This window comes from Hymenobacter chitinivorans DSM 11115 (genome assembly GCF_002797555.1).
GTDB classification, from domain to species: domain Bacteria; phylum Bacteroidota; class Bacteroidia; order Cytophagales; family Hymenobacteraceae; genus Hymenobacter; species Hymenobacter chitinivorans.
Genome location: NZ_PGFA01000003.1, coordinates 669,290 through 687,252 on the forward strand (window position 1 = coordinate 669,290; position 17,963 = coordinate 687,252).

Below are 17,963 nucleotides of genomic sequence, written 5' to 3' on the forward strand. Positions count from 1 at the left end.
ATCTGATAGATAATGCTTTAATCTGAAATAGGGTGCTTGGCAACAGGCTTGTAAGAAGAGGTGGCACCAGTCTACTCTACGGCTGCTTACTCCCTGCGTCCTATGAAAAGCCTTTACTACTTCCGAATCCTAAGCTTGTGCTTAGTGGGGTTGCTACCGGGCCGTCACACCGTTGCCCAAACCGAGTCAGCCTATTACTCCTCCTTCGCCACTCCGGCCAGCCCGGCCAACTACCGGACCAGCGCCACGGGCTCCGGGCTGTGCCTGGGCTGCCTGGTGGCCAACCCCGAGCGAGCCGCCGATACCGACCTGGAAAACTACGCCACCATTCAGAACACGCTCGGCGTGCTGGGCGGCGGAGTTGCGCTGGCGTTGCAGCTCTCGGGGACGGCCCCGGCCACTTACCGGGCCGGCGTGGTCATCAGCAGCGGCAATGTGCTCAATGCCGGTGCCCTGGCCACCATCACGCTGCGCACTTACCTCGGGGGTAGCCAGCAGCAGCAACTGCTGGCCAACGATGCGCTGGTCAGCAGCACTGCCTTGTCGGATAGCCGCACCCGCCTGGAGTTTGTGGCCGCCAAGCCCTTCGACCAGCTGGAAATTGTGGTGGGCGGGATTCTCAACGGCGTTAATACCGTGCGGGTGCTTTACGCCTACGGCGTGCCCACCAACACGCAGTTTACCACGGCCCTGGGTTACCTGTCCCGCAGCCCCGAGCCCAGCGCCGCCGACTACAAGGTCACGACCGGAGGCGGCGCGGTAGCGGCCTGCGTGGGCACGGGCGTGGCTAACCCCACCAACGCCGTGGATGCGGGCCTGAACAACTTTGCCACGCTCACGACCGTGGCCGGGGTGGGCAACTGCTCAGCAAGCCTGCAAGTCAAGCTGGAAGGACCGGCCCCGGCGGGCTACCAGGCCGGCTTTGTGGTTGGCAACGGGGGCGTACTCGATGTGAATGCCCTAAACTCGGTGCAGATTACGACTTACCTCAACGGGGTGGCCCAGGAAACCCGCGCCGGGGCCGAGCTGCTGCAACTCACCCTGCTACCCGATAACCGCTACCAGGTCAGCTTCAAGTCGGGCCAGCCCTTCGACCGGGTCGAAATCAAGCAGTCGGCCCTGGCCAGTGCCCTCAACACGCTGCAGGTCTACTACGGCTTTGGCATCGAGCCCCGGGCTTTTCAGGACGATACGCCGGTGCTGTCCGACTTCAAGACGCCCCAGCGCGGCACCGAGTACCAGGAGTCGGCCTCGGGCCTGCTGTGCCTGGGCTGCAGCTCGACCAATCCCCAAAAAGCGGCCGACAACACTTTCACCGAGTCGGACTACGCGGAGGTGCGGTTCCCGGTGGCTGCCCTGGGTACTTATAAGCTGAAGCTGCGCCTGAACGGGGCGGGCAAAGCCGGTAACCGCGCCGGTATTGCCCTGCGCACCAACGACGCGCTGCTCAACACTACGCTGCTGCAAAACATCCGCATCAATACCTACGGCGGCACCAACGGCAGCCGCCTGCTGGAAAGCTCCTCGGCCAGCACCCTGCTCGACCTGGGCCTGGTGGGCGACAACCGCCACGAGCTGGGCTTCCTCACCACCCAGGACTTCGAGTGGGTGGAAGTGGAAATAACCGGGGGGGTGGGCCTGTTTTCCGCCGCCCAGATCTACTACGCCTTTGCCGATGACCCCAACCCCGCTTTTCCCGCCGAAGTTGGCCCGCCGGCTAACCCGCTGCCAGTGGAGCTGCGCGTCTTCCAGGGGCGGAGCGTAGAAACGGCCGTGGAGCTTACCTGGCAAACGGCTTCGGAGCAAAAAAACGCCTACTTCCTGGTGGAACGCTCCCTGGGCGTCGAGTCGGGCTTCACCACCATAGGTCAGGTGCGGGGGGCGGGCACCACCACCCGCGGGGCCAGCTACCAGTTCCGCGACGAAACCGCCGCCCGGCAGGACCGCGGCCCGCTGTATTACCGCCTGCGGCAAGTCGACCAGGATGGGACCGAGCATTTCTCGCCCGTGGTGGTAATTACCTGGAAAAGTGAGCAGACTACGGCTTTGCAGGTGTATCCTAACCCGGCGGCGGAAACCCAGCGCATCAACGTGCAGCTGGTCGGGCTGCCCACGGACGGTGCCAGCCTGCAGGTGTATGGCAACTTAGGTGAGCTTATCTGGCGCGGGCCCGCCACCGGCTCGGCCCTGGAAATACCGCTCCACACGCTTCGTCAGGGACTCTATCATTTGGTGCTTACCGATGCAGCCGGCCAGCGCCAAGCCAGTCAGCGTCTGGTCGTCACGGGGCGGTAGCGCTTGCTGCAAAGCTATACTGCGTGCCAAATCATTAGCCTTTATCAGTATTGGGCCTCGCTACTCACCGTAGCGGGGCCTTTTTATAGTGCTTCTTCCTCTAAAAACACTAAATCAGAAAACCGCTGAATCTGGGCTCAATCTAGAAAAAGTCCGATTTGTTGAACAAAACCTCGCAGCAACCTAAACAGGATATATACGGGATGAATTATGTATAAAATTATGATATAAACTCTGCCTTGCCGAAACGTTAAAATAGCCTGTTAGGCTGCAAAAGGCCATTTTATTAAAAGTTTTGCAATTAAGTGGGCCTTAGCATAGGAATTTGATAGAACTGGATTTGTCGAAGACCAGTAGAATGGTAATATTTCGGTAACATATTTCAATTCGGCCCCCGGCATCTTTGCGGCCGAATTACTGCCTGCCGCTCGCGCTTTCCTTTCCTCCTCTCTTTTCACCATACAAAACCTCTTTCGAATGAAGCGTACCCTCTACCGCTTGCTCAGCTGTGGCCTGCTCGGCATCCTCGCAGTTTCGTGTTCCAAAGACGAAACCGTTGCGCCCACCAGTGCTCCCACGGCTGTTTCACAGAGTTTTGATGCCACGCGCGACAGTCACCTGACGATGGGTAACCCCAGCGGAGCCATTACCGACGCCACCAATTCGCCCAACAACTATTTGATGTCCAAAGCCCAGTACGTGCTGTCGTATAGCCGCGACAAAGGCAAGCCCAACTGGGTGAGCTGGCACCTGAGCAGCGCCTGGCTGGGCAGCACCCCGCGCCAGGACAACTTCTCCTCGGATGCCACACTGCCCTCGACCTGGTTTCACGCTACGAGCAGCAGCTACACCGGTTCGGGCTTCGACCGGGGCCACAATTGCCCCTCGGCCGACCGCACCGGCTCGGTGGCCGATAACTCGGCTACTTTCCTGATGACCAACATGATGCCCCAGGCGGCGAACAACAACCAGCAGACCTGGGCCGGCCTCGAAAATTATGAGCGCACTCTCGTGAGCCAGGGCTACGAGCTCTACGTTATCTGTGGCAGCTACGGCAGCGGCGGTACCGGCGTCAACGGCTACGCTACCACTATTGCCGGCGGCAAAATCACGGTTCCGGCCCGTTGCTGGAAAGTCGTGGTCGTGTTGCCCGAAGGCTCCAGCGACGCCAGCCGCGTAACCACCGGCACCCGCATTATTGCCATCGACACGCCCAATACGACCTCCATCAGCTCGAGCTGGGGCAGCTACCGCACCACGGTAGACGCCATTGAGGCCGCCACGGGCTACAACATCCTGTCGGCGGTGTCGAGCACGGTGCAGAGCACCATCGAGGCCCGCGTGGACAGCGGCCCCACGAGCTGAGCCCAGTAGAACGGTACCCGAAAATACCCTTGCTACCGACTTGGTAGTGAGGGTATTTTCATTATATTAGAGCTGCTCTAGCCCGCTCAAACCTTATTGAATTATCGTTGCCAGCCTGTCGTACTCTGCAAATATTGTGAAAGGAGTGAAAGGTGAGAAGTACCAGAAAGCCGCGCTGCAACGCGGCTTTTTGCGTATAGCTTTTCCCGCGGGCCGGTCGGTAACGGATTCATAATACCACGGTAACGCACACCCAATACTCGGTCGTGAAATTTGTAAATGGTGGAGCCCCGGCGGCTCCGGCCACTAGCAGCTCCTGCCGATGGATTTTCTCTCTTCCTCCGTTTTTCCTTACCCCGGTTTTTTGGGTCGCCGCTCCCAGGAGCTGCTGCGGCCAGTACTTAGTTACTTCAGCGGGGCCCGCGAGCTGCAGCAGCTCTACGAGCAAACGGCCCACCTGCGCGGGCGTGAGTTTATTGGGGCCTTGCTGCGCCGCCTGGGCATTACGGTGGCCTACGACGCGGCCGAGCTGGGGCAGTTGCCCGCCACGGGTAGTTTCGTGGCCGTCGGCAACCACCCCTGCGGCCTGCTTGACGGCCTGATCCTGCTCTACGTGCTGACCGAGGTGCGGCCCGATTTCAAGCTGGTGGCCAACGAGGTGCTGGCGCCCCTGCTGCCCCAGCTCGGCAGCCACCTGATTCTGGTGAATCCGGAGCGGGCCGCGGCGGGCCAGAACGTGCCGGGCGTGCGCCGACTGCTGCACTACGTGCACAATGAGGTGCCCATTGGGCTGTTTCCGGCCGGGGAAGTGGCCAGCCAGCTGCAGCCGTTTCGGCCGGCGCTGGAAGCCGAGTGGCACCCCACGGCCGGCCGCCTGCTCACCTCGGCGCCAGTGCCAGTGGTGCCCGTGTGGCTGAGCGGGCACAACAGCCGGGCTTTCAACCTGCTGGGTTTGCTGCACCCTTGGCTACGCACGGCCCGGCTGCCCGCCGAACTGCTCAACAAGCGCGGCCAAACCATTCGGGTGCGTCTGGGCCGCGCCATTGCCCCGGCCGAGCTGGCCTGTCTGGCGGCTCCCGAGCGCCTGGCTTACGTGCGGGCCCGGGTATTTGCCCTGGCCACTCCGGTTCCCGGGCTGCTGGCGGCCCCCACCGCGCCGCCGGTAGCGCCCGAAACGGCTCCCGAGCTAGTATTGCGCGACATCAACGCCCTGCGGGCCTCGCGCTGCCTGGTGCGGTCTGGGAAGTGGGAGGTGTATTTAGCCAGCAAGGCCGAGCTGCCCCACGTGCTGCGGGAGCTGGGCCGCCTGCGCGAGCTGACGTTTCGCCGCGAAGGGGAGGGCACCCAGCAACCCCTCGACCTGGACCACTACGACGAGTATTACCGCCACCTGTTTCTCTACGACCGGGTTGCCCAGCGCCTGGTTGGGGCTTACCGCATCGGGCGGGGGCGGGCCATTCTGCGCCAGCACGGCCGCCGGGGCTTTTACCTGCATTCATTGTTTCGGCTGAAAAAAGAGCTGGAGCCCTTTCTGGCCCAGTCGCTGGAGCTGGGGCGCTCCTTCGTGCGGGCCGAGTACCAGAAGCAGCCCCAGCCCCTGGCCCTGCTCTGGAAGGGCATTGCCGAATACCTGAGCCGCCACCCCGAATACCGCTACCTTATTGGCCCGGTGAGCATCAGCAACCGGTTTTCGAGCGTGTCGCGGGCCGTCATGGTTAATTTCCTGACCGAGCACTACTGGCGCGCCGACCTGGCCGCCTTGGTCAAGCCTCGTAAGCAGTTCCGCTACCGCCCCCTCGATGCTGGGGAAGCACCCGAAACCCTGCAGACCGGTCTGAACAGCGTACAAGACCTGCACAAGCTCATTGCCACCTTCGAAGTAGGGGGAGCGGGAATTCCGGTGCTACTGCGGCACTATCTCAAGCGCAACGCCCGTCTGCTGGGCTTCAACCTGGACCCTAACTTCTCCAATACCCTCGACGGATTCATTGTGCTGGACGCCCGGGAGCTGCCCGCCCGCACCCTGGATTTGCTGGAACGGTAGCACGCCGGCCCGATTCATCCGCATCAAAAAAGCCCCTGGCACGTGCCAGGGGCTTTTTTGATGCGGATAGCTATACAGCTAGTCTTTGTCGTTGGCGGGGATACCCACAGTGCTTTCCTCGGCGGCGGGCATTGTGTTCATAAAGGACCGGAAGCTCATGGCCGCTTCGCTGGCCAGGTTGTTGGCCTGGGCCGTCACGCGCCGGTCGTTAAAAGTTTTGCCGTTGCTCCTCTCGGCCGCCAGCTTGGCAATGTAGTCGCTGAGCATCACCGTTTCGTCGGGCTTGGCGGGGTCGGGCACCAGGCGGAACGAGCCCACGCTGTATTCGTAGCCTTTGTCGCTGGCCCGGAATACGAAGTCAAAGCGGATGGTCTGTTCCTGCTCTTTGCCGTTTGTGGCTACGGGCTTCACTTTGCCCGTGCCCGTTACGCGCACCATTCCCGCGGCAGGATCCGCCTTGGCGCCCGTTTTAGGGCCGTATGAAAAGTGGCTTTCCGTCCATTCCAGGGCGCGGCGGTAAAGTACTTCCTTGCCCACTTCTTCCGCCAGCACGTTCTCCGTGTAGCTCACAGAGGCTCCCGAACCATCCTGCGCCCTAGCTGCCGGAGCACTTGCAAGCAGACAGGCGAACATCAAACCAAACAGCACTTTTTTCATGACCGTAGTGAAACCGAAGTGTTAGTACAAATATGACAGAAGTAAAAGCAGTTAGGCGGGAAGAGTTGGATTAAGAGGAGCGGAGTTGAAGTCTGTTGAACTACCAAGAGTGGGGAACAAACGCAGCAACAGTTGCTGAGCTGTTTACTATGGAAGGTGCTCTGTTTCAGGCTTCAGGATGCAGATGGTTTAAAATTGCACTTTTCTATTGAAAGATGGTGCTCTTACAAACCCAGTAAGTTGAATTTTGTTGGGACATAGCAAAGATAAGCAACTCGGCTTAGATGCCTACTTCAAATTTTTGTTACGCAGTAAAAACTTGAGTATCATTATTTTGTGCGGCATATATACTATAGTGTCTGGCAGGCTGTGCAAATCCTAGGTTTGGGCTGCTTAACATTTTGGTAACATAAACTTAATGTTACCAACGGAGCGGGGTTGGTAACAATTAGTACTTTTGCGACGTGCTTCACCTCAATTCCAAACGTTTGATGGAGCGCGGAACCTTCCACGGAAACGTTCTGCGAGATGATCGAAAGGTCGTTTCCCCCGCTGACTCTTCTGTTTTTCTGGTTTTTGCCCCGTTCACCGCTCCGGTTTCCGAAGCGGTTTTTTTATGTCCTGTCGGTTTGCCCGCCAGGGTAGGGTAGGCAGGCCCGCACCTAAGACCTTTCTCGCTCTTCTCAACCCATACTGGTAACCAGCCATGAACGACACCACCCTCGCCCAGCAGATGGTAGCCGCCGCTCCTGCCGCCACCCGCAGCGTAAGCCTGAGCACGGGCCCCAAGCGGATGGCCGTTATCAACGGATGGGCCGCCATGTTCCGCGGCGCCCTCGGCCCCAAAGACAGCCGCGCCAACGTCATCTAATTGACCTCTTTTCAGAGCGCCCGGCCACTACTGGGTACTCTGCTTTTCGGGTGGCCGCGCAAGCAACGCCGCTCCAAGAAATAGTTAACCTGCCGTCCCGAGCTGGCGGAGGAAGTTCTGAGTCAGGGCGCGGTGGGTTTTTGGTGAAAAAAGAGGCTGCCGTCCCTGGTTTAGATTCCCTTCGTCAGTTCTGGATGGCATCTTTCTTTACTAAGTAAATCATGCAACTAGGAACCCTCACCCTGCAAAATCCCATCTGCTTGGCAGCTGCTCCCTGGCAGCTGGATGGGTCCGGCTACGAGCGGCTAGGCGCCATTTTTACCCGTACCGTGACGATGGAGCCCAAGCCCGGGCTCTACGAGGAAGGCATTTGGCAAGTGAACGAGCAAACCCTGCTCAACGCCACCAACATGCGCACCGAAAGCGCCGAAATTCTGGTCCAGGAGCACTTGCCCCACCTGCTCAGCTACGGCGTGCCGGTGCTGGTCAGCATCACGGCCCCCGGTATTCCCGGCTTCCGCAAGATTGCGCGGTTTCTGGCCCGGGAAGTCGGCTCCCAAATTGCCGGCGTGGAAGTCTACATAGCCCAGCCCAACACCGAGAAAGGCGCTGAGCTCAACGCCAAATTCGTGCGCGAAGCCACCCAGGCCGTGCGCAACGAGCTGGGCCCAGCTGCGGTTATCGTGGTGAAGCTGCCGCCGTGGCCCGAGCATATCCGCGGGCTGGCCCTGGGTGCCCAGGAAGGCGGGGCTACGGCTTTGGCCGCTACCAACGTCCTGAAGGCCCTGCACCTGTCCGACGACGCCACGGCCGAGCCCGTAACCGGCGGCCTGTCGGGCGAGGCGCTACGGCCCGTGGCCCTGCGCTGCGTGTGGGAGCTGGCCCATGATGCCCGTATTACGCTACCCATTTTCGGCACCGGCGGCGTGTTTACGGCCGCCCATGTGTCGGACTACCTGCGCTGCGGGGCCAATGCCGTGCAAGTGGCCAGCGGCGAATGGCTGGAACCTGGTTTGTCGGCCCGCCTGGCCGCCGAGTGCGGGCATTTAGTAGCCGTAAGCCAGTAACTTGAAGTTTCACTTCGTGAATCGTCTCCGCCGCTGGGTAGGTAGACCCTCTTCCTAACCTCGTTCAACGTCCTGCGAAGCTTTGCTTCGCGTCACTCTTCCCACCCGACCATGGAAAAGCTCATTCAACGTGCCCGGCAGGCCAATTCTCTGCTCTGCGTGGGCCTCGACCCCACCGGCGACGACCAGCAGGTAGCCCGCCGTCTGGCCGAAGTCATCGACCAAACCAGCCCCTACGCGGCGGCGTTCAAGCCCAACCTGGCCTTTTTCCTGAGCCGGGAAGACGGGGTAAAGCTCTTGCGCGAAACGGTGCAGCGCATCCCGGAAAGCATTCCGGTGATTCTGGACGGCAAGTTCGGCGACATTGCCAACACCGCCGACCACTACGCCCGCTTTGCCTACGACGTCATTGGGGCCGATGCGGTGACGGTGAACCCCTACATGGGCGACGACGCCATTGTGCCTTTTGCCAAACCCGGCAAGATGGTCTTTGTGTTGGCCAAAACCTCCAACAAGCCCGTGCACTCCCTGCAGGATGTGGCCCTGACCCGCGGCGGCTACCTCTCGGACTGCGCCGCCCAGGTGGCCCGCAAACTCGACGAGGAGCACGGCGGCATCGGCCTGGTGGTAGGGGCCACCAATGCCGCAGCCGTAGCCCGGATGCGCAGCCTCAGCCCCGAGCAATGGTTTCTGGTGCCCGGCGTGGGCGCCCAGGGCGGTGACTTGGAAGCCACGCTGCGGGCCGGTCTGCGGCCGGATGGCTCGGGCTTATTGATTAATACTTCCCGCGCCTTGTGGCAGGCGGCCGATGCCGCCGCCGCCGCCCGGGAGCTGGTGGAGCAAATCAACCAGTTTCGGTCGGTGCTGGCCTAACCCTGCAGAACGTCATGCAGAGGCGTAGCCGAAGCATCTCGCGTGTTTACGTTGAGTTACTAATCAAACGACGCCACGCGAGATGTCTCACTCTGTTCGACATGACGCTCAGATCGACACGAACTCAAACACTTTCTACTTCACACCTTATATACGATAGTGTCACCTTCCACCACCCAAACCACCTTGACTTCCGAAACCCTGGAGCAGCAGCTGTTGCAGGAAGACGCCCTGTTGCGCGGCCACTTCCGCCTGTCCTCCGGCCTGCACTCCGATACCTACGTGCAGTGCGCCCGGTTCTTGCGCCGCCCCGACCTGGCGGCTCCGGCCGCGGCTGAGCTGGCTCGTCAGATTCAGGCAGCCGGCTTGCAACCCGACGTGGTGGTGGGCCCGGCCATGGGCGGGGTGGTTATTGGCTACGAGCTGGCCCGGCAGCTGGGCGTGCCCGGCATCTTTACCGAGCGGGATGATACTGGGCAAATGACCCTGCGGCGGGGCTTTACGGTGGAGCCGGGCCAAAAAATTATTATTGCCGAAGACGTGGTGACTACCGGCAAGAGCACCAACGAGGTAGCGCGGGTGCTGGAAGGGCTGGGGGCAAAAGTTTTGGCCGTCGCCAGTTTAATTGACCGCACGGGTGGGCAAGCTTCACTTTCTTTTCCGAACTTTGCCCTGCTGCCGGTCACGGCGGCTACCTACGCACCCGATGATTGCCCGCTGTGCCGGGCAGGTATTCCGGTGGTAAAACCGGGCAGTCGGCCCGATAAAGCGTTTTCTTAAACCTACCGCGGCGCAACCGGCGCTTCGGCAAGGCATTTTCGGCGTACCCTGCGCGGGTATGCTTCCTCACGGTGGTGCTGTTGCCACGCGTGGGAAACCCGAAAAATAGACAAACCTCCCTCTTTTGGACTCTACCCAAAGAACTATTCAGCTTCTGCTCAAGCCCGGCCAACACGATGGCGAGGGCCAACGAGTAGCCGAAGCTGCCTCCCGCCACCTGGGCCTCTCTACTGGCCGGGTGCAAAGCACCGCCCTCTACACGGTGCGCTACCCCGTGACGGACCAGCAGCTGCGCGACTTCGCCACTCACTGCCTCCAAGACCCGGTGCTGCACGACGTGGCCCTCGACGAGTTCCGCCACGGCTCCCAGTATAAGAGTTACATTCTGGTGGCCAAGCTGCCCGGCGTAACCGACGACGAAGGTATATCGGCCCAGAACGCCCTCGGCGACTTTCTCAACGAGCCGCTCGACACCCATACCCAGCATATTTTCAGTAAGCGGCTCTACTTCCTGGAGCACGAGCTGCCGGAGAGTAGTCTGCGCCAGCTGGCCGAAGACCTGCTCGGCAACAGGATGATTAACCGCTTCGAGGTCGGCCCCATAGCCCAGATTCGCGACTACACGCCGCGGCCGGGCGGTGGGGCCGAATCCATTACGGACACCGTGCGGTTGGTGGGTTTGTCGGATGAGGAGCTGGTCAAGCTCTCCAAAGACAACCTCTACGCCCTGAACCTGGAGGAAATGCGCGTCGTGCGCGACCATTACACCAGCATTGCCGATGAGCGCCAAGCCGCCGGCCTACCCCAGGACCCGACCGACTGCGAGCTGGAAATCGTGGCCCAGACCTGGTCGGAGCACTGCAAGCACAAGGAGTTTTCGGCCGTCATCAAGTACCGGGACGCCGACACCGGCGAGGAGTTTGAAGTGGACTCTTTGTTCAAAACCTACATCAAAGACGCCACTTCGGAAGTAGACCGGCAGCTGCGGGCCAATGGCAACGACTGGCTCATTAAGGTGTTCAGTGACAACGCCGGGGCCGTGCGTATCAACCCCGAGTCGCTGTTTGTCTGGAAGGTCGAAACTCACAACTCGCCCTCGGCCATTGACCCCTACGGCGGCGCCATTACCGGTATTCTGGGCAACAACCGTGACCCGCTGGCTACCGGTATCGGCGGCGCGAAACTGCTCTTCAATACCAACGTGCTCTGCTTCGGTAACCCCGAGTTTAACGGCACGCTGCTGAGCAACCAGCTTCACCCGCGCCGTATTTTCGAGGGCGTGCGCAAGGGCATCGAGGACGGCGGTAACAAGTCGGGCGTGCCCACGGTGAACGGGGCCATTGTATTCGATGACCGTTACGCCGGCAAGCCGCTGGTGTACTGCGGCACCGGTGCCGTGATGCCCATGCAGCTGGCCGGCCTCGATTCCTGGGAGAAAAAGATTGACGCCCAGGACCGCATCATCATGGCCGGCGGCCGGGTGGGCAAGGACGGCATCCACGGCGCGACTTTCTCCAGCATCGAGCTCGACGAGACTTCGCCTGCCACGGCCGTACAGATTGGCTCCCCGATTACCCAGAAGCTGGCCATGGACTTCCTGATCCTGGCCACCCGGCGCGGCCTGATCAAGTGCAGCACCGACAACGGCGCGGGCGGCTTGTCGTCCAGCATCGGCGAATTGGCTACTATCAGCGGCGGCGCCGTCGTTGAATTAGAGAAAGTGCCCCTGAAATACCCCGGCCTGCGGCCCTGGGAAATTTTCGTTTCGGAGTCGCAAGAGCGTTTTTCGCTAGCCGTAGAGCCTGCGAAGATGGACGAATTGCTGGCTTTGGGCCAGGAAATGGAAGTGGAGCTGACTGATATTGGCTACTTCACCGCCGACGGCTACCTCGACGTGCGCTTCGACGGAGAAGCTGTAGCCCACCTCGACATGGAATTCCTGCACAACGGCGTGCCGCGCAAAGTGCTGGAAGCCGAGTGGCAGAAGCCTACCACCCAGGAGCCCACTTTGCCTGCCGACCTCGACTACACCGACGTGTTGAGCCGCTTGCTGGGCAGCTTAAACATCTGCTCCCGCGAGTCAGTCATCCGCCAGTACGACCACGAAGTGAAGGGCCGCACCATTATCAAGCCTTTGATGGGCGCGACGGGCCAGGCGCCGCAGGATGCCGCCGTGGTGCGCTTCAATTTCGAGTCGTGGGAAGGCGTGGCCGTGAGCAACGGCATTCTGCCCCGCTTCGGCGACTTGGACGCGTATGATATGTCGGCCGGCGCCTTCGATGAGGCCGTGCGCCAGATTGTGGCGGTAGGAGGGAAGCTACCCAACCTGAGTTACGGCGACGGCAACTTCTGGTCGGTAAACGACAACTTCTGCGTGCCCGACTCGGTGTACGACCCCGCCACCAACCCCGACGGCAAGCACAAGCTGGCTAAGCTGGTGCGCATGTGCCAGGCCCTGCGCGACGCCACGGCCGCCTACTGCATCCCGCTTACGAGTGGCAAGGACTCGATGAAGAACGACTTCAAGGCCGACGGCGTGAAGATTTCGGTGCCGCCGACGGTGCTGTATTCGATGACGGCCAAAGTCGAGGACGTGCGCCGCACCATCACCTCCGACTTCAAGCAGGCCGACGACGTGGTGTACCTGCTGGGCGAAACCTACGACGAACTGGGCGGCTCCGAGTTCTACCAGCTCTTCGGGGAGCTAGGCGCCAACGTGCCCAAAGTGCGTTTCGAGGAAGCTAAAACGTTGTACACCCGCATGGGCCAGGCCAACGACCAGGGCCTCATCCAGTCCTGCCACGACTTGTCGGACGGCGGGCTGGCGGTAGCGCTGGCCGAAGCCACGTTCGGCTACGGTTTTGGGGCCGAGGTAGAGCTACCAACAGGCTTGCCGGTACAGGTGCAGCTGTTTTCCGAGTCGCACTCCCGCTTCGTGGCTACGGTGGCCCCGGAAGATGTAACGGCTTTCGAGCAGCACTTCGGCAGTCGTGCTACCCGCCTCGGCGTGGTAACCACTGATGGTCAGCTCACGGTGCGCCACAATGGCCAGACCGTTATTGCGGCCAGCACCGAGGCCCTGCGCCACGAGTGGACCAACGGGCCCGTGAATCGAATTATCGGCTTTGGCCAGCACGCAGAAGCTCAGTAACATGGAAGGCCAACAACCAACAATCAATAACCAGCCCGTCCAGGCCCTGATCCTGACCGGGTTTGGTATCAACTGCGAGGAGGAATTCGCGGCGGCCTACCGTTTGGCCGGGGCCGAAGCCACCATCGTCCACCTCAACGAGGTGATGCACGGCCACGTCAGCATCCACGACTACGACATCCTGAACTTCCCCGGCGGCTTCAGCTTCGGCGACGACCTGGGCTCGGGCGTGGTGCTGGCCAATAAGCTGCGCTACCGCAAAAACGCCGCCGGCCGCACCCTGCTCGACGACATCAAGCAGTTCGTGGCCAACGGCAAGTTCGTGATGGGCATCTGCAACGGCTTTCAGGTCCTGGTCAAGCTGGGTTTGCTGCCCAACCTGAGCGGCGCCGTAACGCCGGAAGTGACCCTGACCCATAATGCTTCCGGAAGATACGAGGACCGCTGGGTGCGGCTGAAGGTTAACCCCAAGTCGAACTCGCCCTTCCTCAAAGGCATTGACTCCATGGAAGTGCCGGTGCGCCACGGCGAAGGTCGTTTGATTATTAAGGGCGAAGAAACCCTGGCCGAAATCGAAGCCCGGGGCCTGAACTGCCTGGCCTACACCGATTACGACGGCTCGCCCACCGACGTGTACCCGCACAACCCCAACGGCGCCGACCTGAACTGCGCTGGCCTGACCGACACCACCGGGCAGGTATTCGGGCTGATGCCCCACCCCGAGGCATTTCTGTCGCTCTACAACCACCCCGACTGGGCCCGGCGCAAGCGCCAGACCCCGAATCTGAGTGAGGAAGGCGACGGGCTCAAGCTGTTCCGCAACATTGTGGCGCACGTGCAAAGCCAGCGCCCCGCCGTGGCCGCGCCCCAGACGGCCAGCCAGTTTTCAGCCTAAGAATCCGCCGTAACCTGCCGGCCGGGCCGGTTGACTACTCCCCCTTATGAACACCCTCAACCACTTCGATACCCCCCAGCTCGAACTGCTGCACCGCGGCAAAGTTCGCGACTCGTACCGCGCTCCTTCGGGTGAGCGGCTCATCGTGGTAACCGACCGGCTGTCGGCCTTCGACTCGGTGCTGGAAACGCCGGTGGCCCACAAAGGCGCGGTGCTGAACGGGCTGGCCGCTTTCTGGTTCGACAAGACGCAGCACATCATTCCCAACCACGTTATTAGCCTGCTCGACCCGAACGTAACGCTGGCCAAGGAAGCTGAGCCCATTCGGGTGGAAATGGTGGTGCGCAACTACCTCACCGGCTCGATGCTGCGCGGCTACCAGCAGGGCCAGCGCACCTTCTCGGGCGTCACCGTGCCCGACGGGCTGACCAAGCACCAGCAATTCCCCGAGCCCATCGTGACGCCGACTACCAAAGAGGAGTCGGACCGCGAGATTACGCCGGAGAACCTGGTGGCGGAAGGCTGGGTGGCGGCGGAGCTCTACGAGAAGATGCGGGTGAAGTCCTTAGAACTGTTCAACTTCGCCTCGCAGTGGATGGCGGAGCGCGGTATTATCCTGGTGGACACCAAGTACGAGTTTGGCTTGCTGGATGGGGAGCTGATTCTGATTGACGAAATCCATACCCCCGACTCCTCGCGGTTCTGGAGCGCCGCGGACTACGCCCAGAATCCGGAAACGGCCGAGCAGATGGACAAGGAGTACGTGCGCCAGTGGCTGATTGCCAACAAGCAGGACGGCCAGTACCCGCGCGCCCTCACCCCGGAAGTATCGGCCGAAGCCACCCGCCGCTACCTCGACATCTACGAGCGTATCACCGGGGCCCCGCTGCCCACCGGCGACGAAACCACGGCCGGCGACGACGTGCAGGCCCGCCTCGTGGGCAACCTGGTGCGGGCCGGCATTATGAAAGATGCCTGAACTCGCCCGGTAATTATGCCCTCGGCTACCTCCAACCCCACAGTAATGCACCCCGATAACGCTGCTCAACAGAAACAACTTGTGGAAAGCTACATCGAAGCCTACAATAGCTTCGACGTAGCCGGCATGCTTCAGCCCCTGCACGAGGAAGTGGTGTTTCGCAATGTTACCAATGGGGAAACCGACCTGACTCTGACCGGCAAGGAAAGCTTCCGCCAGCAGGCCGAGCAAGCCCTGCAGTATTTCTCCCAACGGGAGCAGCGCGTCACCGATTGGCAGTTTAGCGCCGACAAAGTGGAAGTCCGGCTCGACTACTCCGCCGTGGCCGCCATAGACTTTCCCAACGGTCTGAAAGCCGGCGACCCGCTGCAGCTGCAAGGCAAGTCCGTTTTCGAGTTTGCCGATGGGCAAATAACTTCCATTACCGATATTAGCTAAGCCGCACCTTCCGCCCGATGTCAACCGCCACCGCCATACAGCTCGACGTTTCCTCGCCCCAGGCGGCGGAGGCCCAGCCCTTGCTCGACGCTTTGTCGGAGCAGCTGGGCACGCGCTTCGGCAGCGACGGGCGGGCCTCGTTTACGGAGTGGCACCCGGCCGACCCGCGCTACATTTTCCTGCTGGCTCGGCAGCAAGACGGGGAAGCGGTAGGTTGCGGGGCGGTACGGCCGTTGGCTGACGGCGTAGGGGAGGTGAAGCGGATGTTTGCCAAATACTCCCGCCAGGGCATCGGCGAAGCTGTATTGCAGCAGTTGGAGGCCGAAGCTAAAAATGCCGGCTACACCGAGCTGTGGCTGGAAACCCGGGTGGCCAATACCGAAGCCTGCCGCTTTTACCTCAAGAACGGCTACCAGCGCCGTGCTAATTACGGCCAGTACATCGGCCGCGACAATTCTGCCTGCTTCGGCAAGCTTCTGACCTTCTCTGACGCAGCCGAATTACTTTCTCATGACTAGTCCTTTGCAGAAACCTATAGTACTCCTCGGCGGCGGGGCCCGTGAGCACGCCATGGCCTGGAAGCTGACCCGCGACGGGGCCACGGTGCACGTGCTGCCCGGCAACGGCGGCATTCCCAACTCCCACCCCGACATCAGCGCCACCGATTTTCCGGCCATCCAACGCTTCTGCGAAACTCATGGCGTGAAGCTGATTGTAGTCGGGCCCGAAGCCCCGCTGGCGGCCGGCGTGACGGACTACTTTGCCGGCTCCGACATCCGCGTGTTTGGTCCTTCGCGGGCCGGGGCGGTGCTGGAAAGCTCCAAGGTGTGGAGCAAGGACTTCATGCGGCGGCACGGGGTGGCTACGGCCCTCTCGTGGCAGTACCGCAGTGATAAGCTGACCGAGGCCCGGGCCAAGGCTACCGAGCTCAATGGGCAGGTGGTGGTGAAGTACGACGGGCTGGCCGCCGGCAAGGGCGTGTACGTGTGCTCGTCTATCGAAGAGGCCCAGGCTGCCCTGGACGATTTGCAGCAGCAGCACACCGGCTGGTTTAGCTTCCTGCTGGAAGAAAAACTCATCGGCCCCGAAATCAGCATTATCGGCGTCACGGACGGCAACCGGGTGCGGCTGCTGGCCCCGTCCCAGGACCACAAGCAGCTGCTGGCCGGCGACCAGGGCCCCAACACCGGCGGCATGGGCGCCTACTGCCCCGTCCCGTTCTGCGACGACAACGTATTAGCCGCCATCCGCACCAGCATCGTGGACCCCACGCTGCGCGGCCTGCAAAACGAGCAGTTCGACTTCAAGGGCTTCCTCTACTTCGGCATCATGCTCACCGAGCAGGGGCCCAAGCTGCTCGAATACAACGTCCGCCTCGGCGACCCGGAGGCCGAAGTGCTTCTGCCCGCCCTGGAAAGCTCGTTGCTGGAGCTCATCGAAGCCACCCTGGATGGCAAGCTCCAGCAAACCGTGGTGCGGCAACGGCGCGGCTCCTACGTGGGCGTGGTGCTGGCCTCGGGCGGCTACCCGGCGGCCCAGTTCCCGACCGGCTTCCCCATCACCGGCCTCGACCAGCTCCACCCCAGCATCCTGGCCTTCCATGGCGCTACCAGGCAGCAGGATGGCGAACTGGTAACCACCGGCGGCCGGGTGATGGTGCTCGTGGGCCACGGTGAGGAGCTGGAAGACGCGGTGGCCCACGTGTACCGCGAAGCCGAAAAAGTCAAATTTCAGGATGTCTACATCCGTACCGATATCGGCCAGCGGCCGGAACCGACCCTTGCAGCCAACTGGTAACCATACCGTCCGCAAAGCGCGCCTGGCCATTCTGCTGTCGGGCCGGGGCTCCAACATGGTGGCCCTGGTAAAGGCTGTGCACGGCGGTGTGCTGCGGGAGCTGGCCGAAGTAGCCGTGGTGTTCAGTAACAAGCCCGACGCGCCCGGCCTCGAAACGGCCGCCGCATTGGGCTGCGTTACAGCCAGCCTCACGAGCCAGGGCCGGAAACGCCAGGAGTTCGACGCCGAAGTGGTGGACATTCTGACCAGCTACCAGCCCGATTATATTGTGCTGGCCGGCTACATGCGGATTCTCTCGCCCACCTTTATCCGGGCCTTTGCCGGGCGCATCCTCAACATTCACCCCGCCGACACCCACCAGCACCAGGGCCTGCACGCCTACGAATGGGCCTTTGAAAAGCAGCTGGAGGAAACCAAAATTACGGTGCATCTGGTTGATGAGGGCCTGGACACTGGACCCGTGCTGGCCCAGCATCCGGTTGACCTACAAGGAGCTGACACCCTGGCTGAAGTAGAGCGCCGCGGCCTGGCCGTGGAGCACTTTCTGTACGCCGATACCCTGGCCCGCCTCATTCGGGGTGAGCTACCTTCCCCCACTCCCGAACCCGCCGCGGCTTCCGCAGCGGTTTCCCAGTCCTCCTCCGAACCTCTGGTGCCATTGTCGTCCGGCTCGGCTTCTCCCGCGGGGGAAGCGCTGGGGGGTGAGGCTTCTCGTTAACTAGTACCACCCACCACCCCGGAACCTGGCTCC

15 protein-coding genes are annotated in these 17,963 nt (G+C 61.6%); 14 read left to right on the plus strand and 1 reads right to left on the minus strand.

Annotated elements, in window-relative coordinates:
• The first annotated feature begins 102 nt into the window (after positions 1–102).
• The 3 genes from CLV45_RS19810 to CLV45_RS19820 all read left to right on the plus strand — a co-directional run bounded on the left by CLV45_RS19810 (position 103) and on the right by CLV45_RS19820 (position 5,704).
• Entirely contained in the window at positions 103–2,295 is a 2,193-nt protein-coding gene (locus CLV45_RS19810; RefSeq protein WP_157807671.1) for a T9SS type A sorting domain-containing protein, read from the plus strand.
• A gap of 477 nt (positions 2,296–2,772) precedes the next feature.
• Complete coding sequence (locus CLV45_RS19815) at positions 2,773–3,660, plus strand: DNA/RNA non-specific endonuclease (protein ID WP_100338204.1); 888 nt, start codon at positions 2,773–2,775, stop codon at positions 3,658–3,660.
• Between the two features lie 364 nt (positions 3,661–4,024).
• Positions 4,025–5,704 carry a lysophospholipid acyltransferase family protein gene (locus tag CLV45_RS19820; RefSeq protein WP_157807672.1) on the plus strand — a complete coding sequence of 560 codons (1,680 nt, stop codon included), beginning with the start codon at positions 4,025–4,027 and terminating at the stop codon, positions 5,702–5,704.
• A 78-nt stretch (positions 5,705–5,782) separates the two neighbouring features.
• Here the strand turns inward: CLV45_RS19820 and CLV45_RS19825 are convergent, their stop codons facing one another.
• Positions 5,783–6,274, minus strand: coding sequence for a DUF4468 domain-containing protein (locus CLV45_RS19825; RefSeq protein WP_157807673.1), 492 nt, complete (start codon positions 6,272–6,274; stop codon positions 5,783–5,785).
• A 793-nt stretch (positions 6,275–7,067) separates the two neighbouring features.
• Between CLV45_RS19825 and CLV45_RS25060 the strand changes: the two genes are divergently transcribed.
• The 11 genes from CLV45_RS25060 to purN all read left to right on the plus strand — a co-directional run bounded on the left by CLV45_RS25060 (position 7,068) and on the right by purN (position 17,930).
• A complete protein-coding gene (locus CLV45_RS25060) occupies positions 7,068–7,232 on the plus strand; it encodes a hypothetical protein (RefSeq protein ID WP_157807674.1) in 165 nt (54 codons plus the stop codon).
• Positions 7,233–7,453: 221 nt separating this feature from the next.
• A complete protein-coding gene (locus CLV45_RS19830) occupies positions 7,454–8,299 on the plus strand; it encodes a dihydroorotate dehydrogenase (protein ID WP_100338207.1) in 846 nt (281 codons plus the stop codon).
• Between the two features lie 111 nt (positions 8,300–8,410).
• A complete protein-coding gene (gene pyrF / locus CLV45_RS19835; protein ID WP_100338208.1) occupies positions 8,411–9,172 on the plus strand; it encodes an orotidine-5'-phosphate decarboxylase in 762 nt (253 codons plus the stop codon).
• Positions 9,173–9,331: 159 nt separating this feature from the next.
• Complete coding sequence (gene pyrE / locus CLV45_RS19840) at positions 9,332–9,952, plus strand: orotate phosphoribosyltransferase (protein WP_100338209.1); 621 nt, start codon at positions 9,332–9,334, stop codon at positions 9,950–9,952.
• Between the two features lie 124 nt (positions 9,953–10,076).
• Positions 10,077–13,103 carry a phosphoribosylformylglycinamidine synthase subunit PurL gene (locus CLV45_RS19845; protein ID WP_100338210.1) on the plus strand — a complete coding sequence of 1,009 codons (3,027 nt, stop codon included), beginning with the start codon at positions 10,077–10,079 and terminating at the stop codon, positions 13,101–13,103.
• Positions 13,078–13,998: a phosphoribosylformylglycinamidine synthase subunit PurQ gene (locus CLV45_RS19850; protein ID WP_211289975.1), complete on the plus strand. Its 921-nt coding sequence runs from the start codon at positions 13,078–13,080 to the stop codon at positions 13,996–13,998. Before CLV45_RS19845 ends, CLV45_RS19850 begins: the two co-directional genes overlap by 26 nt.
• Positions 13,999–14,044: 46 nt before the next feature.
• Complete coding sequence (locus CLV45_RS19855) at positions 14,045–14,977, plus strand: phosphoribosylaminoimidazolesuccinocarboxamide synthase (RefSeq protein WP_100338212.1); 933 nt, start codon at positions 14,045–14,047, stop codon at positions 14,975–14,977.
• A 15-nt stretch (positions 14,978–14,992) separates the two neighbouring features.
• The gene (locus CLV45_RS19860; RefSeq protein WP_245882920.1) at positions 14,993–15,415 is read left to right on the plus strand and encodes a nuclear transport factor 2 family protein; all 423 of its coding nucleotides are present in this window, start codon (positions 14,993–14,995) and stop codon (positions 15,413–15,415) included.
• 17 nt (positions 15,416–15,432) lie between these two features.
• The gene (locus tag CLV45_RS19865) at positions 15,433–15,933 is read left to right on the plus strand and encodes a GNAT family N-acetyltransferase (RefSeq protein ID WP_100338214.1); all 501 of its coding nucleotides are present in this window, start codon (positions 15,433–15,435) and stop codon (positions 15,931–15,933) included.
• Complete coding sequence (purD, locus tag CLV45_RS19870; RefSeq protein WP_100338215.1) at positions 15,926–17,212, plus strand: phosphoribosylamine--glycine ligase; 1,287 nt, start codon at positions 15,926–15,928, stop codon at positions 17,210–17,212. Before CLV45_RS19865 ends, purD begins: the two co-directional genes overlap by 8 nt.
• A complete protein-coding gene (gene purN, locus CLV45_RS19875) occupies positions 17,151–17,930 on the plus strand; it encodes a phosphoribosylglycinamide formyltransferase (RefSeq protein ID WP_100338216.1) in 780 nt (259 codons plus the stop codon). Before purD ends, purN begins: the two co-directional genes overlap by 62 nt.
• The last annotated feature ends 33 nt before the right edge of the window (positions 17,931–17,963 follow it).